This window comes from Paraplanobispora siamensis (assembly GCF_016863175.1).
GTDB classification, from domain to species: Bacteria; Actinomycetota; Actinomycetes; order Streptosporangiales; family Streptosporangiaceae; genus Planobispora; species Planobispora siamensis.
Map to the genome: position 1 here is coordinate 1 of NZ_BOOJ01000023.1, position 23,200 is coordinate 23,200.

Annotated in this window: 21 protein-coding genes; 14 read left to right on the forward strand and 7 right to left on the reverse strand. The window is 71.8% G+C overall.

What is annotated here, in order from left to right:
- Positions 1-163 precede the first annotated feature (163 nt).
- The 3 genes from Psi01_RS12100 to glnII all read right to left on the reverse strand — a co-directional run bounded on the left by Psi01_RS12100 (position 164) and on the right by glnII (position 4,492).
- The gene (locus tag Psi01_RS12100) at positions 164-1,615 is read right to left on the reverse strand and encodes an ATP-binding protein (RefSeq protein WP_239127547.1); all 1,452 of its coding nucleotides are present in this window, start codon (positions 1,613-1,615) and stop codon (positions 164-166) included.
- A gap of 60 nt (positions 1,616-1,675) precedes the next feature.
- A complete protein-coding gene (locus Psi01_RS12105; protein ID WP_204064074.1) occupies positions 1,676-3,340 on the reverse strand; it encodes an NAD(P)/FAD-dependent oxidoreductase in 1,665 nt (554 codons plus the stop codon).
- Between the two features lie 132 nt (positions 3,341-3,472).
- Positions 3,473-4,492: a glutamine synthetase gene (gene glnII / locus Psi01_RS12110; RefSeq protein ID WP_204064075.1), complete on the reverse strand. Its 1,020-nt coding sequence runs from the start codon at positions 4,490-4,492 to the stop codon at positions 3,473-3,475.
- Positions 4,493-4,715: 223 nt separating this feature from the next.
- On the opposite strand from glnII, the gene Psi01_RS12115 reads away from it, so the two are divergent.
- On the forward strand, positions 4,716-5,390 hold the full coding sequence (locus tag Psi01_RS12115; protein WP_204064076.1) for a ThuA domain-containing protein: 675 nt from the start codon (positions 4,716-4,718) through the stop codon (positions 5,388-5,390).
- On the opposite strand, the gene Psi01_RS12120 is transcribed toward Psi01_RS12115, so the two are convergent.
- Positions 5,380-6,048 (reverse strand): MerR family transcriptional regulator, encoded by a 669-nt coding sequence (locus tag Psi01_RS12120; RefSeq protein ID WP_204064077.1) that lies wholly within the window; start codon positions 6,046-6,048, stop codon positions 5,380-5,382. The genes Psi01_RS12115 and Psi01_RS12120 overlap by 11 nt on opposite strands.
- Positions 6,049-6,097: 49 nt before the next feature.
- Positions 6,098-6,934: an SAM-dependent methyltransferase gene (locus Psi01_RS12125; RefSeq protein ID WP_239127549.1), complete on the reverse strand. Its 837-nt coding sequence runs from the start codon at positions 6,932-6,934 to the stop codon at positions 6,098-6,100.
- Between the two features lie 184 nt (positions 6,935-7,118).
- Here Psi01_RS12125 and Psi01_RS12130 point away from each other — a divergent pair, with 184 nt between their 5' ends.
- From Psi01_RS12130 to Psi01_RS12170, 9 genes are all read left to right on the forward strand, one after another.
- On the forward strand, positions 7,119-8,195 hold the full coding sequence (locus Psi01_RS12130; RefSeq protein ID WP_204064078.1) for a thiolase C-terminal domain-containing protein: 1,077 nt from the start codon (positions 7,119-7,121) through the stop codon (positions 8,193-8,195).
- 157 nt (positions 8,196-8,352) lie between these two features.
- Complete coding sequence (locus Psi01_RS12135; protein WP_204064079.1) at positions 8,353-8,901, forward strand: RNA polymerase sigma factor; 549 nt, start codon at positions 8,353-8,355, stop codon at positions 8,899-8,901.
- On the forward strand, positions 8,898-9,902 hold the full coding sequence (locus Psi01_RS12140; RefSeq protein ID WP_204064080.1) for a hypothetical protein: 1,005 nt from the start codon (positions 8,898-8,900) through the stop codon (positions 9,900-9,902). The genes Psi01_RS12135 and Psi01_RS12140 overlap by 4 nt, the downstream gene beginning before the upstream one ends.
- 225 nt (positions 9,903-10,127) lie before the next feature.
- On the forward strand, positions 10,128-11,075 hold the full coding sequence (locus Psi01_RS12145; protein ID WP_204064081.1) for a hypothetical protein: 948 nt from the start codon (positions 10,128-10,130) through the stop codon (positions 11,073-11,075).
- 143 nt (positions 11,076-11,218) lie between these two features.
- Positions 11,219-12,103: a MurR/RpiR family transcriptional regulator gene (locus Psi01_RS12150; protein ID WP_239127551.1), complete on the forward strand. Its 885-nt coding sequence runs from the start codon at positions 11,219-11,221 to the stop codon at positions 12,101-12,103.
- A 4-nt stretch (positions 12,104-12,107) separates the two neighbouring features.
- The gene (locus tag Psi01_RS12155) at positions 12,108-12,866 is read left to right on the forward strand and encodes a sugar isomerase domain-containing protein (protein WP_204064082.1); all 759 of its coding nucleotides are present in this window, start codon (positions 12,108-12,110) and stop codon (positions 12,864-12,866) included.
- Between the two features lie 16 nt (positions 12,867-12,882).
- The gene (gene ngcE / locus Psi01_RS12160; RefSeq protein ID WP_239127552.1) at positions 12,883-14,289 is read left to right on the forward strand and encodes an N-acetylglucosamine/diacetylchitobiose ABC transporter substrate-binding protein; all 1,407 of its coding nucleotides are present in this window, start codon (positions 12,883-12,885) and stop codon (positions 14,287-14,289) included.
- A gap of 88 nt (positions 14,290-14,377) precedes the next feature.
- Positions 14,378-15,280, forward strand: a complete 903-nt coding sequence (locus Psi01_RS12165; protein WP_204064084.1) for a carbohydrate ABC transporter permease — start codon at positions 14,378-14,380, stop codon at positions 15,278-15,280.
- Positions 15,280-16,191, forward strand: coding sequence for a carbohydrate ABC transporter permease (locus tag Psi01_RS12170; protein WP_204064085.1), 912 nt, complete (start codon positions 15,280-15,282; stop codon positions 16,189-16,191). The genes Psi01_RS12165 and Psi01_RS12170 overlap by 1 nt, the downstream gene beginning before the upstream one ends.
- A 49-nt stretch (positions 16,192-16,240) precedes the next feature.
- Here Psi01_RS12170 and Psi01_RS12175 read toward each other — a convergent pair whose 3' ends face one another.
- Together Psi01_RS12175 and Psi01_RS12180 are read right to left on the reverse strand one after the other, a co-directional pair.
- A complete protein-coding gene (locus Psi01_RS12175) occupies positions 16,241-16,921 on the reverse strand; it encodes a DNA alkylation repair protein (RefSeq protein ID WP_204064086.1) in 681 nt (226 codons plus the stop codon).
- Positions 16,922-17,130: 209 nt separating this feature from the next.
- Positions 17,131-17,817 carry a TetR/AcrR family transcriptional regulator gene (locus Psi01_RS12180; RefSeq protein WP_204064087.1) on the reverse strand — a complete coding sequence of 229 codons (687 nt, stop codon included), beginning with the start codon at positions 17,815-17,817 and terminating at the stop codon, positions 17,131-17,133.
- A gap of 171 nt (positions 17,818-17,988) precedes the next feature.
- On the opposite strand from Psi01_RS12180, the gene Psi01_RS12185 reads away from it, so the two are divergent.
- From Psi01_RS12185 to Psi01_RS12200, 4 genes are all read left to right on the forward strand, one after another.
- Positions 17,989-19,398 (forward strand): alkaline phosphatase D family protein, encoded by a 1,410-nt coding sequence (locus tag Psi01_RS12185; RefSeq protein ID WP_204064088.1) that lies wholly within the window; start codon positions 17,989-17,991, stop codon positions 19,396-19,398.
- Between the two features lie 236 nt (positions 19,399-19,634).
- Positions 19,635-21,143 (forward strand): glycoside hydrolase family 3 protein, encoded by a 1,509-nt coding sequence (locus Psi01_RS12190; RefSeq protein ID WP_204064089.1) that lies wholly within the window; start codon positions 19,635-19,637, stop codon positions 21,141-21,143.
- Positions 21,144-21,324: 181 nt separating this feature from the next.
- Positions 21,325-22,182, forward strand: a complete 858-nt coding sequence (locus Psi01_RS12195) for an SDR family oxidoreductase (protein WP_204064090.1) — start codon at positions 21,325-21,327, stop codon at positions 22,180-22,182.
- Positions 22,183-22,225: 43 nt separating this feature from the next.
- Positions 22,226-23,131 carry an SDR family oxidoreductase gene (locus Psi01_RS12200; protein WP_204064091.1) on the forward strand — a complete coding sequence of 302 codons (906 nt, stop codon included), beginning with the start codon at positions 22,226-22,228 and terminating at the stop codon, positions 23,129-23,131.
- Positions 23,132-23,200 lie beyond the last annotated feature (69 nt).

A 23,200-nucleotide genomic window follows, 5' to 3' on the forward strand; every position in this document is an offset into this window, starting at 1 on the left:
ACGTCCCCGGTCCGCGGACCCCGTGAGAGCGTCGAGGACCTCAGGCCCGCAGGACCATGACCCACCGGCCTCGCGGCCACCGTGTGACCTCGCGGTCACGCGGTGGCCGCGTCGGCGTTCGCGGCTCCTCCGGCTCCTGCGGCTCCTTCTCGACGGCCGCGGCTCAGCCCGCGTGGCCGTCGTGGCCGGCGTGCTGCGCGCCGGGCGGTTCGGTCAGCGGGAGGCGGACCTGGAAGCGGGTGTCGCCGGGGACGGACTCCACCCGCAGGTCGCCGCCGTGGCGGCCGGCGACGATGCGGAAGGAGATGTCCAGGCCGAGGCCGGTGCCCTCGCCGACGGCCTTGGTCGTGAAGAACGGCTCGAAGATCCGCTCGCGCAGGTGCTCGGGGACGCCGGGACCGGTGTCGCAGATCTCGATCAGCGCGGTGGTGTCGTGCTCCAGGCTGGTCCGCACGGTGAGCGTGCCCGCGCCGTCCATCGCGTCCAGGGCGTTGTGGATCAGGTTGGTCCACACCTGGTTGAGCTCGCCGGCGTAGGCCGGCAGCGGCGGCAGGGCGGGGTCGTAGTCGGTGGCCAGGGTGACGCCCGGCGGGATCTTGCCGCGGAACATCGTCAGCGTGCTGTCCAGCAGCTCGCGTACGTCCACCGTCTGGTACGGCGCGCGGTCCATCTGGGAGTACTGCTTGGCGGAGGCGAGCAGCGAGGAGATCCGCTCGGTCGCGTCGACCACCTCGTCCAGCATCTGGGAGATCTCGATCGCCTCGGCCAGCCAGTGCATCGCCCCCGGCAGGTGGCCGTCGCCGACCTCGCCGCGGACCTTGTCCAGCTTCTCCGCGCCGAACCCGGCCGCGACCAGGGGAGCGGCGACCTCCCAGCCGTCGGCGACCCCGGCCTCCTCCAGCGCGTCGCCCAGCGCGTCCTCGGCGTCGGAGATCTCCAGCGGCGACCGGGCGGGCACGTTCGCCATGCCGCTCGCGCACTTCTCCTCCAGGTCCACCAGCGCGCGCAGCCGCTCGGGGGAGATGCCCGCCTCCGCCAGTTCGGCCAGGCGCCGCCGGGAGGAGCGGACCTTCTCCCGCAGCTCGCCCACGGCCCGCGCGGCCGCCGCGGCGGGGTTGTTGAGCTCGTGGGTGAGCCCGGCGGTGATCGTGCCGAGAGCGGTCAGCCGCTGCCTGCGGTCGATGAGGTCCCGCTGGGCCAGACCGCCCAGGCGCACCCCGTCCAGCAGGTGCACCGCCATCGGGAACCACTCGTTCATGATCCGGCCGAACTCCGCGGCGGGCAGCGCGAACAGCCGCGAGGGCTTGGTCGCGTGGAGGGAGTGGAGGTAGGTCTCGGGCGCGCGGTCGCCGAGATAGGCGGCCAGGGCCCCGGCGTAGACCCCGGGCTGGGAGGTGGGCGTCATGGCGACGGTCCCCGAGGGGGTCAGGTTGGACATCACCACCTCGCCCTCGACGAGCACCAGGAAGCGGTCCGCCGGGTCGCCCTGCCGTACGACCGGCTCACCCGCCTCCGCCTCGATCATCTCGCCGAGGGCGGCCAGATGATCGAGCCTGTCCTCCTCCAGCTTCTCGAACAGGAACAGCCCGCGGAGCACGTCCTTGTCGGCCATCATCGGTCATCCGCCCTCTCTGCGCGTGTCACCCACCGGTCCGTCCCCGTCCCCGCGGACGCCTCAGGTCTTCTCCAGGTAGCGGTGGACGAGGGCCACGGCCATCGCCCCCTCGCCGACCGCGGAGGCGACCCGCTTGATCGAGTCGGCGCGGACGTCCCCGGCGGCGAACACGCCCGGCACGTTGGTCTCCAGGTGGTACGGCTCGCGCCGCAGCGGCCAGTTCCGGGGCCGGTTCTCCGCGGCGGTCAGGTCGGGCCCGGTCAGGACGAAGCCCCGCCCGTCCCGCTCGATCGTGTCGCCGAGCCAGTCGGTCATCGGCTCGGCGCCGATGAAGACGAACAGCCACTCGGCCTCGGCCGTCCGCTCGCCCTCGGGGCCCTTCAGGGTGAGCGTCTCCAGGTGGTCGACGCCGCCGGCGCCCACGACCTCGGTCTCGGTGTGCACCTCGATGTTGGGGATCCGCGCGATCTGCTCGATCAGATAGTGCGACATGGACCTCTCCAGCCCGTCGCTCCTGACGATCAGGTGGACCCTGCTGGCGTACCCCGACAGGTAGACCGCGCCCTGCCCGGCGGAGTTGGCCGCGCCCACGATGTAGACCTCGCTGTCGCGGCAGTTGGGAGCCTCCGTCACGGCCGCGCCGTAGTAGACGCCCCTGCCGATGAAGTCGTCCAGGCCGGGGGTGTTCAGACGCCGGTAGGAGACGCCGGTCGCCAGGATCACCGTGTGCGCGGCGATGCTGCTGCCGTCGGCGAAGCCGACCACCCGGGCCTGGCCCCTGACCTCCAGGCTGGTGACCGTGCGGGCGGTGAGCAGCTCGGCCCCGAACTTCAGGGCCTGGCGGCGGGCCCGGTCGGCGAGCTGGGCGCCGGAGACGCCGTCGGGGAAGCCCAGGTAGTTCTCGATGCGGGAGCTCTGGCCGGCCTGCCCGCCGGAGGCGTGCTTCTCGACCAGCACGGTGCGCAGCCCCTCGGAGGCGCCGTAGACGGCCGCGCCCAGCCCGCCGGGTCCGCCGCCGATGACGATCAGGTCGTAGAAGTCGGTGGCGGGGGAGGTGGACAGCCCCACGGCCCCGGCCAGCTCGGCGGTGGTCGGCGCCGTCAGGACGGCGCCCTCCGCGGTGACGACGAGCGGGAGCGCGGCCGGACCGGCGTCGCCGTCCACGTTCGCGGCGGCGACCAGCTGCGCGCCCTGCGGATCCTCATCCAGCAGCCAGCGGTAGGGGACCTGGTTGCGGGCCAGGAAGTCGCGGATCTCGTAGGAGCGGGACGACCAGCGGGCCCCCACCACCCGCAGCTCGTCCACCGGCCGGCGGTCGGCCCGCTGCCAGGCGTCGAGCTGGGCGTCCAGCACCGGGTAGAACTTCTCCTCCGGCGGGTCCCACGGCTTGAGCATGTAGTGGTCGAGGTCCACGACGTTGATCGCCTGGATGGCCGCGTCGGTGTCGGCGTAGGCGGTCAGCAGCACGCGGCGGGCGTGCGGGTACAGGTCCATCGCCTGTTCCAGGAACTCCACGCCGTTCATCTGCGGCATCCGGTAGTCGGCCAGGATGGCCGCGACGTCGTCACCGCGCAGGCGCATCTCCCGCACGCTCTCGATGCCCTCGGCGGCCGTGTCGGCCCGGACGATCCGGTAGGAGTGCCCGTACCGGCGCCGCAGGTCGCGTGCCACCGAGCGCGACACGCCCGGATCGTCGTCGACCGTCACGATGACTGGCTTGTCCATGCCTGCCTTCCCCCGAGCCAATGCGAATCCCTTCGAAGGATGTCATACCGGCATTACCCGAACATCCGTGAAACACGGAGGCCGTGGACGCCCCCGGCAGGGTGTCCACGGCCTCCGCGCGTCGCGCTGGGATCAGACCAGGCCGGCCTTCTCCAGGGCGGTGCAGCAGGTGTCGACCAGCAGGCGGGTCACCACGTAGGGGTCGACGTTGGCGTTCGGGCGGCGGTCCTCGATGTAGCCCTTCTTGTCGACCTCGACCTGCCACGGGATGCGGACCGAGGCGCCGCGGTCGGAGACGCCGTAGCTGTACTTGTTCCACGGGGCGGTCTCGTGGTGGCCGGTGAGGCGGTCCTCGATGCCGTGGCCGTACTGCTTGACGTGCTCCAGGGGCTTGTCACCCTCGCCCAGCGCCTCGCAGGCGGCGATGATGGCGTCGTAGCCCTCGCGCATCGCCTTGGTGGAGAAGTTGGTGTGGGCGCCGGCGCCGTTCCAGTCGCCCTTGGCGGGCTTGGGGTCGAGGGTGGCGGCGATGCCGAAGTCCTCGGCCACGCGGTAGAGCAGCCAGCGCGCGACCCACAGGTGGTCGGCGACCTCGACCGGGCCGGCCGCGCCGACCTGGAACTCCCACTGGCCGGGCATGACCTCGGCGTTGATGCCGGAGATCTTCAGGCCGGCCTCCAGGCACAGGTCGAGGTGCTTCTCGACGATGTCGCGGCCGAAGACCTCATCGGCGCCGACGCCGCAGTAGTAGCCGCCCTGCGGGGCGGGGAAGCCGCCGATCGGGAAGCCGAGCGGGCGGCCCTCCTTGAAGAAGGTGTACTCCTGCTCGATGCCGAACCACGGGTCCTGGTCGGCGTACCTCTCGGCCACCTCGGTCAGCAGCGCACGGGTGTTGCTGCTGTGCGGGGTCATGTCGATGTTCAGGACCTCACACATGACCAGCACGTTGTCGCCGCCGCGGATCGGGTCCGGGCAGGTGAACACCGGCTTGAGCACGAGGTCGGAGGAGTGGCCGTCGGCCTGGTTGGTGCTGGACCCGTCGAAGCCCCAGATCGGGAGCTCGGCGCCGTCCGCCAGGACCCTGGTCTTCGAACGGAGCTTGGCGGTCGGCTCGGTGCCGTCGATCCAGATGTATTCAGCCTTGAAGGTCATCGCCGGAGTCCTTGGGGAGGGAGTGGTCTGCTGCCCTCAAAGAGTCGCAAGTGGCAATTTCACATCTGTTGCCCGTATGTGAACGGGATGTTACTTAGGCCCGTTTTGCCAGGCAGGACCGTTACGAAAAGGTTTCACAGGCCCCTCTGGACTGTTGTGAGCTGCGGCTGGAGCTCCGGGTTACAGGGTGGCGACCGGTGCGCTTCCGTGTTGAAGTGGAGCCGTGGCCCGAAACCTGATCCTCTCCGGAGGGATGTACCACGACTTCTCCGCGACGTCCGCGGCCCTGGCGGAGACCCTCGCCGAGGTCGGAGTCGAGTCCGACGTCACCGAGGACATCGTCGGCGGCCTGGCCGACGCCCCCGAGTACCAGCTGATCACGATCAACGCGCTGCGCTGGCGGATGCGCCAGGAGCGCTTCGCCGACCACCGGGCCCTGTGGCGTTTCGAACTGCCCGCCCAGGCCCGTACGGCGCTGCTGGACCACCTGGAGCGGGGCGGCGGCCTGCTGTGCATGCACAGCGCCTCCATCTGCTTCGACGACTGGCAGGGCTGGCCCCGCGTGCTGGGCGCCTGCTGGGACTGGAGCAAGTCCCACCACCCGCCGCTGGGCTGGGCGAGCGTGCGGGTCCACGGCGGGCACCCGGTGGTCGACGGCCTGCGGGACTTCGACCTGGTGGACGAGGTCTACAGCGACCTGACCGTCCTGTCCGACGTGCACCCCCTGGCCTCCGCCATGGGCCAGCCCCTGGTCTGGGCCCGCCCGGTGCGGCGCGGCCGGGTCGTCTACGACGCGCTGGGCCACGACACGCGCTCCTACGACAGCCCGGCCCACCGCACGCTCCTGCAGCGCGCGGCCCTGTGGCTGCTCAAGCGCCCGGTCGACGTCAGGGAGTAGGCGGGGGAGCGGACGTCCCGCCGTCCTCGTTGCCGAAGATCCCGGCGGAGGCCGACTCCTGGGCCAGGCGGCGCATGACGTCCAGGACGCGGCCGTGCACGACGGTGCCGACGACCAGGGCCTGCACCGCCTCCTCGCGGGTGCCGGAGGTGTGGACCGTGCGGATCTCGTACTCGCTCACCAGGCGCATGGCCGCCTCGGCGTAGGGGAGCAGCGCCTCGCCGGTGGCGGGCATGCCCAGCTCGCCGAGGGTGAGCATGGCCTGGGCGAGCTCGTCGCGGGTGGGGGCGTCGGGGTCGACCCGCCAGCCGAGGTCGGCGATCATGCGGTCGGCCCGCTCGCGGGCCTCGCGCCACCGGTCGTCGCCGGGGCGCGGCTCGACCTTCGGGGCGATGGCGTAGTGAGCGGTGCCCAGCACGTAGTGCATGCCCAGCTCCGGGTCGTCCACGGCGGACAGCACCTTGCGGATCGCCGCGATGGGCAGCCGCCCGACCTCCAGCAGCGCCCGGATCAGGCGGAGCCGCCGCACGTGCCGCTCGCCGTACTCCGCCCGGGTGGCGGCGGTCTGCTCCCCGGCGGGGAGCAGACCTTCGCGGAGGTAGTACTTGATCGTCGGGATGGGCACGCCCGTGGCGGCGCTGAGCTGGGATATCCGCACTATTGGATAGTACAGCTAGCCAATGGGTGCGGATATCCCCGGCGGGGTGTCACGGCACCCTGGCAACCACGCCGATGAGGCCGGGCCGGGTGAAGTCGATCACGGCGTCCTCCTCGTGCTCCGGCCGCCAGGCCTGGATCGGGACGATGCCGGGGGCGAGCCGCTCCATGCCCTCGGTGTAGGCCTCCAGGTGGGCGGGGGTCCGGGTGGCGATGCCCCCGGCGCTGGTGGAGCGGTAGACGCCGGTCGCCCCGGCCTGGACGTCGGCGGGCATGTCCCCGGCGTAGATGTGGGAGATCACCAGGTGGCTGCCCGGGGCCAGCTTCTTGCGGACCGCCGTGACGATGGCCGAGGCGGCCTCGTCGTCGGGGACGAAGTGCAGCATGGCCGCCAGGATGACGGCCACCGGCCGGTCGAAGTCGATGTTCGCGCGGATCTCGGGATGGTCGAGCAGGGTCTCGGGCTCGCGCATGTCGGCCTGGACGACGGTGGTGTGGGGGTTGTCCTCCAGCAGGGCCCTGCCGTGCGCCATGACGATGGGGTCGTTGTCGACGTAGACGATCCGCGCCTCGGGGGCGATGCGGTGCGCCACCTGGTGGACGTTCTCCTGGGTGGGCAGGCCGGAGCCGATGTCCAGGAACTGGCGCACGCCCTGCCGGGCGATCTCGCTCACCGTCCGGGACAGGAAGGCGCGGTTGGCGCGGGCGTTGGCACGGGCCTCCGGGATCATTTTGATGATCTGCTCCGCGGCCTCGCGGTCGGAGGCGAAGTTGTCCTTGCCGCCGAGGTAGTAGTCGTACATCCGCGCCACGCTGGGAGTCGTAGGGTCGATCCCCGCAGGCGCCTGCTGGTCGTCCATGAAGCGCTCCTCGGCCCTTTCTGTCACCTTCGACGATGGTAGAGGAAAGATCACCGAAATGGGCAGCTTTGTTAACCGAGCAAGCGCTTGCCTAAGTAATCGCGCCGCGTTAGCGTGACGTCGGCGGCCCCTACCGGCCGCCCGCAGACGTCGCCCGCCGGGGTGGATCGCGCCCCGTCCCGGCGGGCGACACGACCCCTCCGGGAGTTCCATGCGGGGCAGCGCGGCCGTCGCCGGAATCGGGATGACGGCCCTGACCAGGGAGTCCGGCAGGACCGAACTGGAGCTGGCGGTCGAGGCCGCCCGCGCCGCGTGCGCCGACGCGGGCGTCGAGCCCGGCGAGGTGGACGCGGTCCTCAGCTACCACATGAACGACTCGGTCCCGGTGGTCCGGGTCGCCGCGGCCCTGCGGATCGAGCGGCTGGGCTGGCACAACGACATCACCGGCGGCGGCACCCAGGCGGCCTCCATCCTGGGCGACGCCGCCATGCTGATCGCCTCGGGCCTGGCCCGCACGGTCCTGGTCTACCGGGCGCTGAACGGCCGCTCCGGCACGCGCATGAACACCGTCTCCACCGGCCCGCAGGAGCGCTTCACCGTTCCGTACGGCATGGCCGGCCCGATCCCCGTGTTCGCCCTGGCCGCCCAGCGCTATCTGTACGAGACCGGGCTCACCGAGGAGCACCTGCACGCGGTCGTGGCCCAGTCCCGGCAGAACGCCGCGGCCAACCCGCGCGCCCTGCGCCGCGACCCGCTGTCCCTGGCGGACTATCTCGCCAGGCCGTACGTCTGCTCGCCGTTGCGCACGGTGGACTGCTGCCAGGAGACCGACGGCGCGTGCGCGCTGGTGGTCCGGGACGTACGGCTGGCGCCCGCGGCCCCGCGCGTCCACACCGTGGTGCGGGGCGGCGGCCCCGGCTGCTCGGCCATGGACCGCGCGCCGGACGTCACGCGGATCTTCTCCGGCCACCTGGCCCCGCTGCTGTGGGAGCGCTCGGGCATGAAGCCGGGCGACGTGGACGTGGCGCTGCTGTACGACGCCTACTCCTGGCTGGTGCCCCGGCAGCTGGAGGACTTCGGCCTGGCCGAGCGGGCGGACCTGGGCGCCTTCCTGCTGGAGCGCCGCCACGCCGGGGTCAACCCGCACGGCGGCCTGCTGTCGGAGGGCTACGTGCACGGCCTCAACAACGTGGCCCAGGCCGTACGCGAGCTCCGGCAGGGCCGCGAGACGGCGCTGGTAACCGGCTTCGGCGGCTCCTACGGCAGCGCCGCGCTCCTGACGAACTGAGGGCCTCGCGAGGAACCGGGGACCGGGACGCCGCGGCGTCGGCGGGCCCCGGGATTCTCGGAAATCTTCGGACTCGGGGAAATGATGGCCCCTCCCGGCACATGGAGGGAGTGTCCGTATCCCGCCTGACGAAGGAGACCGGCCATGGGGAGCGCCCGTGAGTGACGATCGACCGGCCAGGTTCGAGGCCGTCTACCGGGAGGCGTACGGCAGGATCACCGCCTACGCCGCCCGCCGCTGCGACTCGCCGCAGGACGCGGCCGACGTCGTCGCCGAGACGTTCGCCGTGGCCTGGCGCCGGGTGGACGAGCTGCCGAAAGGGCAGGAGGCCGTGCTCTGGCTGTACGGCGTGGCGCGCAACGTGCTGGCCAACCACCGGCGCGGCGAGACTCTCCGCCGGGCGCGCAGCGCCGGGCTCGACGCGGAGATGGCCGACCTGTACGCGGCCCCGGCCGACAGAGGTGTCGAGATGAGCGTGATCGCCGAGGTGTTCCGGAACCTGTCCGAGGACGACCGGGAGCTGCTGTCGCTGGTCGCCTGGGAGGGACTGGAGCGCGAGGAGATCGCCACGATGATGGGCCTGTCGCGCAACGCCGTGCGGATCAGGCTCCACCGGGCCCGCAGGCGGTTCTCACGAGCGCTCGCCGCGGCCGGTGTCCCCTTCGGGATGGAGCGCCGGATGGTTCCGGCCGGGAGGTCGCTGTGAGGAACGTCAAGGGCCCCGAGATCAAGAGCGTCGAGGACCTGATCGGCCCGCTGGCCCGGGTCCGGCCCGGACGGCCGGGAGGCGAGGTGTCCGGCACGGGGGCGCGGACGCTGCTGGCCTCGGTCACGGCCGAGGAGCCCACGGGACGGACCGCGGGGGACGTGCCGGTACCCGCCGCGGTCCGCCGGTACGGCCTGCGGCGTCTCACGCTGGGCGCGGCCGCGGTCGTGCTCGCCGCGGGCTTCGTCGTCGGGCCGAGCCTGCTGGAGGACGGCTCCGGCGGGGCGGCCTCCTACGCCAACTCCGCCGTCGCCATCGAGCGGGAGGGCGGCGACTACGTCGCGCGGATCAAGGACCCCTTCGCCGAGCGCGAGGAGTTCGGCGAGGCTTTCGCGGCGCTCGGCCTGAAGGTGGGGCTCAACCTGTCACCGGCCTCGCCGGGCGCGGTCGGGGAGATCTTCCGGGTGGGCACGAGCGGGGGCGGGGTCGGCCGGGGGTTCGTCGCCGGGACGGAGCCTTCGGGCTGCAGCCCGAGCGAGCCGGGCTGCGTGATGGTGCTCCGGGTCCCCGCCGACTTCACCGGGGAGGCCTGGATCGAGCTGGGGCGTCAGGCCAGGCCCGGGGAGGCCTACCGGAACCACGGCTCGGCCGTGGGCCGGTACGGGGAGCTGCGCGGGACCGACGTGGACGGCCGTCCGGTCGAGGAGGTCCTGGCCGAGGTGCGCAGGCGCGGCCTGCAGGTCGAGTTCCAGCGGATCATCGTGGGGGACGGCGGCAGCCTGAGCTTCGAGGCGGTGACGGCCGGGGAGGTCGGACCCGCCTGGACGGTCTGGGACGCCGAGGCGGCCATGGCGGGGAAGGTCCGGCTGATGGTCACCCCCGAGAAACTGGACGACAACCCGATGTACGAGCCCGGGCTCGGACCGGGAGGGCTGGACGACCTCGGCGAGTCCGATGAGCCGGGCAAGTCTGGCGAGCCGGGCAGGTCCGGCGGCGGCTGACCTCGCCGGAGCACCTTTCACACCGAGACCCCGGGCATCGTGCCCGGGGTCTCGACGTGGGAGATCGGCAGGAATGATTTCCACGCATCCGGGTCTCGTCCGGGCCCGGCGCGCATCGCCGGGCTCGCGGGAGGGCCATATATTCTCCTTTTCCCGATATGTCGCTACACGAGGGCTCGCGGGCTTTGCGGCGAAATATCATGCGACGTCGTTGAAGAGGGCACAGTGAGATTCCCATGGCAGAAGCCGCCGGCCGTCGACCCGTGCATGGGCGACGCCCGGGGAAGGGCGATACGGCAGGCCCTGGCCGGGCGTGACTGGCCGGCGGTCCGCGGCCTCCTCGACGGCGTCACCGATCCCGACGACCGGGCCTTCTACATGGACATCTGCTCCCATGTGGACGGCGTGCAGGACTGGATCGGAGAGTGGATCGCCGCGGAGCCGGACTCCACGCTGCCTCTGCTGATCAAGGGGGCCCACGGGGTCTCCTGGGCGTGGGAGGCGCGGGGCGGCGCATACGCCGCCCACACCTCGGAACAGCGGTTCCGGGAGTTCCACCGGCGGCTGGAGATGGCCGAGGACTGCCTGGACGAGGTGGTCGGGAGGGATCCGGACGACACCACGGCGTGGACGTTCCTGGTGATGTCGGCCCGGGGGCGGGGAGTCGGCGAAGAGGAGGCCGCGCGCCGCTTCGGCAACGTCGTCAGCAGGCACCCGTCGCACGTGATGGCCCACGAGCAGATGCTGCAGTACCTGTGCGCGAAGTGGCACGGAAGCCAGGAGGAGATGTTCGACTTCGCCCGCAAGTCGGTCGTCGGCTCCTCTCCCGGGGGTCGGCTGGGGCACCTCGTCGCCATCGCGCACATCGAGCAGTGGCTGTCCCTGCCGTCGGGTGAGGACTCCCTGCACATGAGGCACCCGGGGGTCCGCGCGGAACTGCGCACGGTGGCCGACCGGTCGGTCAACCACCCCGGTCACCGGCGGGGCCGCCGCTGGCCGGTGCCGTACAACGTGTTCGCGGTCGCCTTCTACCTGGCCGACGACTTCGACGCCTGCAGGGGGCAGCTCGAAATGATCGGCGACAACGTGACCGACTCGCCCTGGTACTTCCTCGGCGAGGATCCGGCCAGGGTCTTCACCCGCGTCCGCAAGGAGGTCGCCGGCCGCCGCTGATCGGCGCCGCTCCGCGGACCCGCTGCGGTTCCACCGTCCCGCCGGACGTCGCCGGCCCGGCGTCTCACGAGATTGCCAGGACTGCGTGCAACCCCTTGACGTGGGAGATTGACAAGAATAATTTTCATGCATCCCGTCCTTGGGTGAAAGGAATACCTGTGGCCGCAGGCGCGCTCGGACGCATCCGGACCGAGACGCCCGCCCTGCCCGAGGCGCTGCGCCGGGTGGGGGAGACGATCCTGGCCGATCCCGCGGGGGCGGCCCGGTCCACGATCATCGCGCTCGCCGAGGTCAGCGGGAGCTCGCCGGCCACCGTCACACGGTTCTGCCGGGTCTTCGGCTTCGGCGGATACGCCGAGCTGCGGGTCGCGCTGGCCACCGAGACCGGCCGGGCCGCGCAGGCCCACTGGGACGCCGGGGTGGGCCACGAGATCGGCCCCACCGACCCGCTCGACGTGGCGATCGGCGTGATGGCCGCGGCCGACTCCCGGCTCATCCAGGACACCGCCGCCCAGCTCGACCCCGCCACCGTCGCCGCGATCGCCGACGCGGTCGTCGCGGCCCGGCGGGTCCTGATCTTCGGGGTCTCCACCAGCGGCGCGGTGGCCGGGATGCTGGGCGGGCGGCTGCGCCGGATCCGGGTGCCCTGCTGGAGCCACGCCGACGCGCACGAGGCGCTGGCCGACGCGGCGCTGCTGGCCGAGGGCGACGTCGCGATCGGGATCTCCCACCAGGGACGCACCCGCGAGGTTCTGGAGTCCCTGGCCGAGGCCGGCGACCGGGGCGCGCTGACCGTCGCGGTCACCTCCTTCGCCCGTTCCCCGCTGGCCGAGCTGGCCGACCTGGTGCTGACCACCGCCAGCCGGGAGACCACCTTCAGGCTGGGCGGGCTCGCCGCCGTGCACTCGCAGCTGTTCGTGCTCGACGCCGTCTACGTGGCGATCGCCCAGCGCACCTACGAGCGGACCAACGAGTCGTTCGAACGGACGATCCGGGCGCTGGAGAGCCACCGGGTGGAGAGGAGCTGACCGCATGGACATCGGTGCCTCCGACTACGTCCGCGAGGTGCGGTCCCTGATGGACGAGACCGTGCGGACGCAGGGCGGGGCGGTGGGCAGGGCCGCCGCCCTGATGGCCGCCTCACTGCGCGGCGGCGGCGTGATCCAGGCGTTCGGCTCCGGCCACTCCGAGGCCGTGGCCATGGAGATCGCCGGGCGCGCGGGCGGCCTGGTGCCCAGCAACCGGCTCGCCCTGCGCGACATCGTCCTGTACGGCGGCGCCCCGGTGAGCGTGCTGACCGACACGCCCTCACGGCTGGAGCGCGACCCCTCCGTGGCCCGCAGGATCTACGACCTGGCCCCCGTCGAGCCGCAGGACGTGTTCGTGCTGGTATCCAGCTCCGGCGTGAACGGTTCGGTCGTGGAGCTGGCCTCCCTCGTCAAGGAGCGCGGCCACGACCTGATCGCCCTGACCTCGGTGCGCCACAGCACCGCGATGACCTCCCGCCACCCCTCGGGCCGCAAGCTCCTCGACCTCGCCGACGTGGTCCTCGACAACGGCGCCCCGTACGGCGACGCCGTCCTGCCGCTGCCGGGCGGCGGCTCGTTCGGCGCGGTCTCCACGATCACCTCGGCGCTGCTGGCCCAGATGGTCGTGGCCGAGGTGGTGCGCGAGCTGGCCGGGGACGGGCAGAGCCCGCCGGTCTACCGCTCGGCGAACGTGGTCGGCGGCGACGAGCACAACCAGGCTCTGGAAAGCCGTTACGCCGGAAGGATCCGGCGAGGTGCCTAACCATCCAGGAGGAAGCATGACCCCGCTATCCAGGCGCGAACTCCTGCGCAGCGCGGTCCTCGCCGGGCTCGCCCTGCCCGTCGCGTCCGCGTGCGCCACCCCCGCCGGCGACGGCGGCACCTCCTCGGCGCCGGCCGCCGGGGCGACCAGCGCCGCCAACCCGCTCGGCCTGGCCGAGGACAGGCCGCTGGAGATCTGGATCTTCGACGGCGGCTTCGGCGACGCCTACGCCAAGGACATCCACGAGCCGCTGCTCAAGGCGAAGTACCCGAAGCTGGAGATCAAGCACAACGCCACCCAGGAGATCGCCAAGACCCTCCAGCCGCGCTTCGCCGGGGGCAACCCGCCGGAGTTCATCAACAACTCCGGCGCCAACGCGATGGACTTCGGCGCCCTGGTCCAGGACGGCCAGCTGGCCGACCTCACCCCCCTGTACGACGCGCCGAGCTGGGACGACCCCACCGTGAAGGTGCGCGACACGATCGACCCCGCCGCCATCGAGCTGGGCAGCTACGACGGCACGCCGTACGTCATGAACTACGTCAACACGGTCTGGGGCATCTGGTACTCGCAGAAGCTCTTCGACGACAACGGCTGGCGGCCGCCCAAGACGTGGGAGGAGTTCACCGCGCTCTGCGAGGAGATCAAGAAGGCGGGCGAGATGGCGCCCTTCACCTACGCGGGCAGGCATCCGTACTACATCTACGAGGCCATCCTCACGCTCGCCGCCAAGATCGGCGGCAAGGACGTGCTGAAGAACATCGACAACCTGGAGGACGGCGCCTGGACGGCCGAGCCGGTCAAGCAGGCGGCGGGGGCCTTCGCCGAGATCGGGGCCAAGTACCTCATGCAGGGCACCGCGGGCCTGGACCACGTCCAGACCCAGACCGCGCAGAACAAGGGGCAGGTCGCCATGCTGCCCTGCGGGTCCTGGCTGGAGAACGAGCAGAAGGACACCACCCCCGCGGACTTCGGCTACGCCATGTTCGCGCTGCCCGGCTTCACCTCCTCCGACGCCATGCCGTACGGCACGCTGCACGTCCAGCCGGGCGAGGAGTACGTCGTGTCGGCCAGGTCGGCCAACCCCCGGGCGGGCATGGAGTACATGCGGGCGATGCTCTCCAAGGACGGCGCCGGCGACTTCATGGAGCTGGTCTCCACGCTCACGGTCGTCAAGGGCGCGGGCGAGGGCCGCGAGCTCAAGCCGGGGCTGAGGAGCGCCGCGAAGGCCCTGCTCGTGGCGGGCGACAACGCGGTCTGGTTCCTGTTCCGCAAGTGGTACGCCGAACTGCACGACGAGGTGGCCGCCGCGTCCGGTCAGCTGATGAACGGCAAGCTGACGGTCGACGAGTGGGCGGAGCGCGCCCAGAAGAAGGCCGAAGCGATCAAGAACGACTCGTCGGTCAAGAAGTTCAAGCGGTGAGCGAGCTGGAGCGGGCGGGCTCGCCCGGCCGCACGGCGGGTGTGCCGCGCGCAGTGACGGGCGGGTCCGGCGGCGCGGTGGGCGGGCCATGAGGCACGGGAGGACACGGTTCGCCGTCGGGTTCCTCGTGCTCCCGGTGACCCTCTACGTGGTCTACGTGATCGCCCCCTACGCGCAGGCGTTCTCCATCGCGCTGACCAACTGGCGCGGGGTGAACGCCAGCCCGCAGTTCGTGGGCCTGGAGAACTTCCGCAGGCTGCTGGAGGACACCGTCTTCTGGAAGGCGGTCGGCCACAACCTCCTGCTGCTGGTCCTGCTGCCGGTGCTCACCATCGTGATCGCGCTGTTCTTCGCCTTCCTGCTCAACGCGGGCGGGCGGGGCGGGACCGGGGGAGTTTGGGGGTCGAGGTTCTACCGGGTGGTGTTCTTCTTCCCCCAGGTCCTCGCGATCGCCGTGATCGCGGTCCTGTTCCAGCAGGTCTTCCGCCCCGACCGCAGCGGCATGCTCAACGCCCCGCTGATCGCGATGGGCTTCGAGCCGATCGGGTTCCTGTCCGACACCGACATCGCGCTCTGGTCGATCCTCGGTGTGCTCGTCTGGCAGGCCGTCGGCTTCTACGTGGTGCTGTTCTCGGCGGGCATCGCCTCCATCCCGCGCGAATTGTTCGAGGCGGCGGCGATCGACGGGGCGGGCGGCCCGCCGATGTTCTTCCGGATCACGCTCCCGCTGCTGTGGGACACCATCCAGGTCGGATGGGTCTATCTCGGCATCATCGCGCTGGACGTCTTCGCGATCGTGTGGGTGATGACGCCCGAGCAGGGCGGCCCCGACTACTCGACGACGGTGATGGCGGCGGAGATCTACCGCAACGCGTTCGAGTACTCCAGGTTCGGCTACGCCTCCGCGATGGGCGTGGTGCTGTTCTTCTTCACCATCGGGTTCGCGGCGCTGGCCCTGCGGCTGTCGCGGCGTGAGCGGATCGAGTTCTGATGACGGAGGCGGCGATCCCCCACGGCCGGTCCTACGCCCGGCAGGAGCGCCGGAGGCGGCTGGGGCCGCTGTCGGTCCTGACGCACGCGGCGCTGATGGTCTGGACGGTCCTGGTGGTCGTCCCGATCGTGTGGACGTTCCTGGCGTCGGTGAAGACCGAGGACGAGATCTTCGGCGACGCCTGGTCGCTGCCGGCCACCGTGCGCCTGGACAACTGGGCCCGCGCCTGGGAGCAGGCGAACGTCGGGCAGTACATGATTAACAGCGTCCTCGTGGTGGCGTGCGGCACGTTCGGCACCATGCTGCTCGGCTCGATGGCGGCCTACGTGCTCGCCCGCTATCCCTTCCGCGGCAGCCGGGCGATCTATCTGCTGTTCGTCTCCGGGCTGGCCTTCCCCGTCTATCTGGCGCTGACCCCGCTGTTCTTCGTCGTGCAGAACATGGGCAGGGTCCCCTTCATCGGCCCGTTCATCGGCCTGAACACCCACGGCGGGCTGATCCTGGTCTACATCGCCTACTCGCTGCCGTTCACGGTGTTCTTCCTGGCGGCGTTCTTCCGGACGCTGCCCGGCGCGGTGGCCGAGGCGGCCTTCGTGGACGGGGCCTCGCACACCCGGGTGTTCTTCCAGGTCATGCTCCCGATGGCCAGGCCGGGCATCGTCAGCGTGACCGTGTTCAACATCCTGGGGCAGTGGAACCAGTATCAGCTGCCCCTGGTCCTGCTCACCTCGGCCAAGGAGAAGTGGGTGCTCACCCAGGGGATCGCCGAGATCTCCGCGGACGCCGGGTACGACGCCGACTGGGCGGCGCTGTTCGCGGCCCTGAGCATGGCCATCCTCCCGGTGCTGATCGTCTACGTGATCTTCCAGAGCCAGATCCAGAAGGGACTGACGGCCGGGGCGCTCAAATAGGCCGGCCCCTGAATAGGCCCGGCCGCCCGTCCGGGCCGGGGCCGCGGGCTCACCGGACCGGGAGGTTCTTCAGCGCCTCGCGCCGGCTCAGGCCGCTGATGCCCTTGTGGGTGACGTAGCGGACGACCTCCTGGGGGTTGGTCTTGGCATACTCCCGCAGGGCCCAGCCGATCGCCTTGCGGGCGAAGAAGGCGGTGTCGGACAGGCTGGGCTCGATGCAGGCGTACAGCAGGCCGGTGTCGGTGTCGGCCTTGAACTTGTTCTGGCAGATGATCGAGGTACGGCGCTTCCACAGGTCGTCACTGTGCGCCCACTCCAGCATGAGCGGGCGCATGGTGTCGGGGAACCTGCGCAGCAGGGCGCCGACCCGCTGGATGGCGACCTCGTCGACGAAGTCCCACCACGCCCCGGAGACGATCATCTCCTCGTAGATCGGGAGCGTGTAGAGCGTCTGGCCCCAGTGCAGCGGGAAGGCGGTGAGGGTGATCGCCGCGTAGCGCTCCTCGCGGTACTCCGCCTCCCGCCACAGGGCGAGCACGGCCCTGCGCCACTCGGGAGCGCTCTCCAGCGGGTGCTCGGCGAAGACCTTTCTCAGCAGCGTGCGGCGGGTGGTGGCGTGCACCCCCAGGAAGGGCATGGACGACTTCATGTAGGCCTGCATGGCAGGGGCCTTGGCGGGATCGGCTGCCTCGGCGAGCGCCAGCCTCACAGCCTTCAGGAGTGCCTCCATGCCCGCTCATCACTCCTCGTTCGCTCTTCACGGACAGCTCATCCCTCGCCGGCCGTAGAGCGTATCGCGCCGGCCCAGCCCGTGGGGGGAGCCATGCCCCTTCAGGATTGCTCGCGACTTCGGGGTCGCCCGTGGACCGCCCGTGGATCTTTCGCGGACCGTTCCGGACCGTTCGCGGTGGAGCCGTACCGCGGGAGGAGCCCGCGGGGTCAGGCCTTCTGGCTGGTGCGCTCGCCGGTGGCCAGGCCGTCGAACAGGACGGTGACGTAGTGGTCGGCCAGGCCCGCGGTGTTGAGGCGGCCCCCGGGGCGGAACCAGCGCACGGCGACCCAGATGGTGTCGCGGATCATGCGGTAGGTGAGCTTGGGGTCGACGTCGGCGCGGAACTGGCCGACGGCCTGGCCGCGCTTGATCTGCTCGACCCACATGCGCTCGACCTCGTCCTCGGCCTTGACGAGGTAGTCGAAGCGGTCGCCGGGCAGGGAGCGCAGATAGTTCCAGTCGTTCTGCATGACGGTGATCGCCGCGCGGTGGGGTTCGAGGGTGCTGAAGCCGATGCGCACCATCTCTGACAGGATCGTGCGGGGGTCGCCGTCCTGCTCCAGGGCGGCCCGGTAGCGGCCCACCAGGTCGTCGAGGAAGGTGGTGAGCACCTCGTCGACGATCGTCTCCTTGGAGTCGAAGTGGTGGTAGAGGCTTCCGGAGAGGATGCCCGCCTCCTCCGCGATCTCGCGGACGGTGGTCGCCTGGAAACCCTTGCGGGCGAAGAGCTCGGCGGCGAGCTTGACGAGGTGGTCGCGGCGCTCCGAAGCGGAGCCGGATGCGGTCGCGCGCTTCGTCGTGCTCTGCCGCTTGACCGGGGTGGCCGCGGCGCCGGAGTTCTTTCGCGTGTTCACCCTCCCATTATGAGCCCTTGCGCAATCGCTTGTTCACCAGAACGCGCCAGCTCATCGAGGCGGTACGGCGCGCGGGAAGATGGGCCGCCTATATATGGCGATCTGACGGGACCGATGCCGTCATCACCGAAAGACTCTGACAAATCACGCTTTGTGCGTCACGATCGTCCCATGGCGAATCTCGGGTTCCCCTTCACGCTCGGGGTGGCCTCGGGGGAGCCGGCGCCCGACGGGGTGATCATCTGGACCCGGCTCGCCCCCGACCCGCTCGGCCAGGACCCCCGGCGGCCGGGCGGCATGCCCGACACGGTCGTGACGGTCCGGTGGCAGGTGGCCGAGGACGAGGGCTTCAAGAAGGTCGTCCGCCAGGGCACCGCCCGGGCGGACCGGCGCTGGGCGCACAGCGTGCACGTCAAGGTCACCGGCCTCAACCCGGCGACCGACTACTTCTACCGCTTCTCCGTCGGCGCGCCGTTCGCCGCCACCGTCAGCCCGGCCGGCCGGACCAGAACCGCGCCGGCGGCCTCCTCCCCGGCGCCGGTGCGCTTCGCGTTCGTCTCCTGCCAGCGCTACGAGCACGGGCGCTACACCGCGCTGCGGCACATGGCGGACGAACGTCCCGACGTGGTCTTCCAGCTCGGCGACTACATCTACGAGTACGGCAAGCCGGCCAACCCGGCGCCCGGGCGCTACGTCCGCAGGCTGGAGCCTCCCGAGAGGGTCTGCGAGACCCTCCACCAGTACCGCAACCGCTACGCCCGCTACCGGACCGACCCGGACCTGCAGGCCGCGCACCGGGCCGCGCCCTGGGTGACCGTCTGGGACGACCACGAGGTCAGGGACAACTACCAGGGCACGCTGCCCGGGGACGGGTCCGACCCGGCCGCCTTCCGGCGCCGGCGCGCCGCCGCCTACCAGGCGTACTACGAGCACCTGCCGCTGCGGGTGCGGCCGTCGGACTCCGGGCTGCAGATGTACCGGTGGCGGCCCTACGGCCGGGTCGCCGACTTCCTGGCCCTGGACGTCCGCCAGTACAGGACGGCGGCCGACATGCTCGGCCCAGCGCAGGAGCGGTGGCTGATGGAGCGGCTCGCGGCGTCGTCGGCGCGCTGGAAGGTGCTGGCGCAGCCGCTGTTCTTCGCGCGCAGGATCCTGCCCGGTCCGCCGCCCCACGTGAGCACCGACGCCTGGGACGGTTATCCGGCGCTGCGCTCGCGCATCGTGAACTCGGGTGTGCAGGGCCTGGTGGTCGTCTCCGGGGACGTCCACAACGCCTGGGCGGGGGAGATCATGGCCGACTTCGCCGATCCGTCGTCGGCCCGCAGGGGCGTGGAGTTCGTCGGCTCGTCGGTGACCAGCGCGTCCACGGTGACCGACGCCCAGGCCGGCGTCGTCCTCGGGGCCAACCCGCACCTGAAGTTCTTCGACGGCCGTCGCGGCTACGTGATGTGCACGGTCACGGCGGACGACTGGCACACCGCCTACCGCGCCGTCGACTTCGTCGACCTGCCGGGAGCGCCGGTGCGCCACGTGGCCGGTTTCACCGTCCGGGACAACCGCCTCGTCCCCGACGTCGTCTGAGCACGCCCGCGGACGGCCGGTGGGTTTCCGGCCTCCGCCGTGCCTCTCCTTCCGTTTCACACACGTCTCCCGTTTCACACGCGGGAATAGCCATGGTCAGCCCTATAGCTTTTAGGAAACTTTCCTATTAGATTTGCGCGCAGGCTTCTGGGAGCGCTTTCCCGGAGGGTCGAGACGACAAGGTGTCTGTGCGCCTTCGGCATGCCATGCCGCCGGTCCGCCAGCGAGGAGGATGCATGAAGCGCAGCCCGGAGCTGCTCCGTCTGGCGGACGCGGTCCTGTTCCCCGGGTTCGAGGGGAAGACGCCGCCGGAGTGGCTCCGCAGGCGCCTGGCCGGCGGGCTGTCCGGGGTGGTGCTCTTCTCCCGCAACATCGCCGGTCCCGTCCAGGTGGCCGAGCTGACGGCCGCGCTCCGCGCGGAGAACCCCGCCCTCCTGGTCGGCATCGACGAAGAGGGCGGCGAGGTCACCCGCCTGGAGGTGGCGGCCGGGAGCACCCGCCCCGGCAACTACGCGCTCGGCGTGGTGGACGACGTCGAGCTGACCGAGCGGATCGCCAGGGACCTCGGCCACGACCTGGCGCGGGCCGGCGTCAACTTCGACTTCGCCCCCTCGGCGGACGTGAACTCCAACCCCGACAACCCGGTCATCGGCCTGCGCTCCTTCGGTGCCGACCCCGACCTGGTCGCCCGGCACGCCGTCGCCTGGATCAAGGGCCTGCAGTCCGCGTGCGTGGCCGCCTGCGCCAAGCACTTCCCCGGTCACGGCGACACCTCCGTGGACTCCCACCACGGGCTCCCGGCGGTCGCGGCCCGCGCGGAGGAGCTGCACGAGGTGGCCCTGCGGCCCTTCCGCGCGGCCATCGAGGCGGGCGTGCAGTCGATCATGACGGGTCACCTGCTGGTGTCCGCCTACGACGGCGGGATGCCCGCGACGCTCAGCGGCCGGATCCTGCACGACCTGCTCCGGGCCGAGATGGGCTTCGAGGGCGTCATCATCACCGACGGCATCGAGATGCAGGCCGTCTCCGGCCCCTTCGGCATCGGCGGCGCCTCCGCGCGGGCGATCGCCGCGGGCGCCGACGCCGTCTGCATCGGCGGTGAGCACGCCGACGAGCAGACCGCCGTCGAGGCCCGCGACGCCATCGCGGACGCCGTGCTGGAGGGATGGCTGCCCGAGGAGCGGCTGGCCGACGCGGCCCGCCGGGTCGGCGCCCTCGCCGCCTGGGGCACCCCCGGCCCGACCCCGCCGGTCGCGCCCAGCCGTCCGGGCGACGTCCCGATCGGCCTGGTCGCCGCCCGGCGCGCCCTGCGGATCACCCGCCGCTCCGCCGCGGACGTGCTGCCCCTGCCGGCCCCGCCGCACGTGGTCGAGCTCGCCCCGGAGATGAATCTCGCCATCGACAAGGCCACCCCGTGGGGGGTGGGCGAGCCGCTCGGCAAGCTCCTGCCGGGCACCACGGTCACCCGCCTGGACGCCCCGGCCGCCACCGGGGGCGCGATCGAGGCCGCCCTGGGCTCGGCCGCGGGCCGGCCCCTGGTCGCGGTGGTCCGCGACGCCCACCGTCACCTGTGGCAGGAGGACGCTCTGAACCACCTCCTGGCCGCCCGCCCGGACACCGTCGTGATCGAGATGGGACTGCCCGGCAGGTCAGACCTCGGCGCCGTGCACATCGCCACCCACGGTTCGGCCCGCGTCTGCGGCCAGGCCGCCGCCGAGCTCCTGGCGGGGGAGCTCCCGGCCTGACGCATCGCCGTACCGGACGCCCGTGAGACGAGCAGCCGCCTCGGGCGGCGCGCCGTACCGGGGCATGTCCGGTATGAGATGACATTACTTCGTAAAGGACCATCCTTCTCTTCCTGTATTACCTAACGCTTGCTTGGTAAGGTGGCGTGCGGCGGACCGGGGAGAGAAGGCGAGGGCCGGCGTGCGGGTCTCCTACGACTACACCGGATCGGTGGTGCTGGTCACCGGCGGGACCCGGGGGATCGGCGCCGGGATCGCGGAGGCGTTCCTGGCGGCCGGGGCCCGCGTGGTCGTGTGCGCCCGGGGGAGGCCGGACTCCTCCGTGGCCGGTGATTTCACCGCGGCCGACGTCAGGGACCCGGCGGAGGTGGACCGGCTGTTCGCGGGGATCGAGGAGCGGTACGGCCGGCTCGACGTCGTGGTGAACAACGCGGGCGGCTCGCCGTACGCGCCCGTGGCCGGTACCCCGCCGCGGCTGCACGCCCGGGTCATCGAGCTCAACCTCGTCGCGCCGCTGCTGGTCGCCCAGCGGGCCCATCCGCTCCTGGCCGCGAGCGCCGCGAGTGCCCCGGGAGGTCCGGACGGCGCGCAGGCGGGGGCCGCCGGGTCGGTCATCATGATCGGCAGTTCGAGCGGCGTACGGCCCTCGCCCGGCACCTCCGCCTACGGCGCGGCGAAGGCGGGCCTGCACCATCTGGCCGCGTGCCTGGCCGCCGAGTGGGCCCCGCACGTCCGGGTCAACACGGTGGTCGTCGGCCTGGCCGAGACCGAGGCGGCGGCCGGTCACTACGGAGGGCCGGAGGGCGTGCGGCGGATGGGCGCCGCCGTGCCGGCCGGGCGGATGGCCTCGCCCGCGGACGTGGCGCAGGCGTGCCTGTGGCTGGCCGCTCCCGGCTACGTGACGGGGGCCGAGATCGCCCTGCACGGCGGCGGGGAGATCCCCGCCTGGCGGGAGATCGCCTCCGGGCGGGCCGCTTCCGAGGAGGCTGCGTCCGGACAGGCTGGATCCGGACAGATCGCCTCTGGACACGGTGGATGAACGGCCGGGAAACTCTGGATGATCACGGCGAAGGGACCTTGGCATGAGCGGGATCTGTGACGGCCGCGTGGTGATCGTGACCGGCGCCGGGCGCGGCATCGGGCGGGAGCACGCACTGGAGTTCGCCCGGCAGGGGGCCGCGGTCGTGGTCAACGACCTGGGGGCCGGGCAGGATGGCGCCGGGCGCTCCGGCGGTCCCGCGCTGGGCGTGGTCGAGGAGATCAAGGCGATGGGCGGCCGCGCGGTGGCCAACAGCGACGACGTCGCCGACTGGGACGGCGCGGCCCGGCTGGTCAAGATGGCGCTGAGCGCCTTCGGGCGGCTGGACGTGCTGGTGAACAACGCCGGGTTCGTCCGCGACCGGATGCTGGTCTCGATGACCGAGCAGGAGTGGGACGACGTCATCCGCGTGCACCTCAAGGGTCACTTCCTGCCGCTGCGGCACGCCGCGGCGCACTGGCGGGAGCGCGCGAAGTCGGGTGAGCGGGTGGACGCCCGGGTGATCAACACCTCGTCGGGTGCGGGGCTGCTCGGCAGCGTGGGCCAGGGCAACTACGCCGCGGCCAAGGCCGGGATCGCGGCGTTCACGCTGGTGGCCGCGGCCGAGCTGGGCCGCTACGGCGTGACCGCGAACGCGATCGCCCCGGCCGCCCGCACCCGGATGACCGAGCAGGTCTTCGCCGAGACGATGGCCCGCCCGCGGGAGGGGTTCGACGCGATGGACCCGGCCAACGTGGCGCCGCTGGTGGTGTGGCTGGGGTCCGCCGGGTCCGCGCGCGTGACGGGCAGGGTGTTCGAGGTGGAGGGCGGGGTCATCTCGCTCGCCGACGGCTGGCGGCACGGCCCGCGCGTCGAACGGGACTCCCGCTGGGAGGCGGCCGAGGTCGGAGAGGCGGTCGCCAAGCTGCTGGCCGACGCCCCGGAGCCGGACCCGGTCTACGGCGCGTAGGAATCGGTTCTCTGGTTCGCCGGGGAACGTCCCAAATGGTGGGAATGCGATTGGATCGAGCCCTCACGT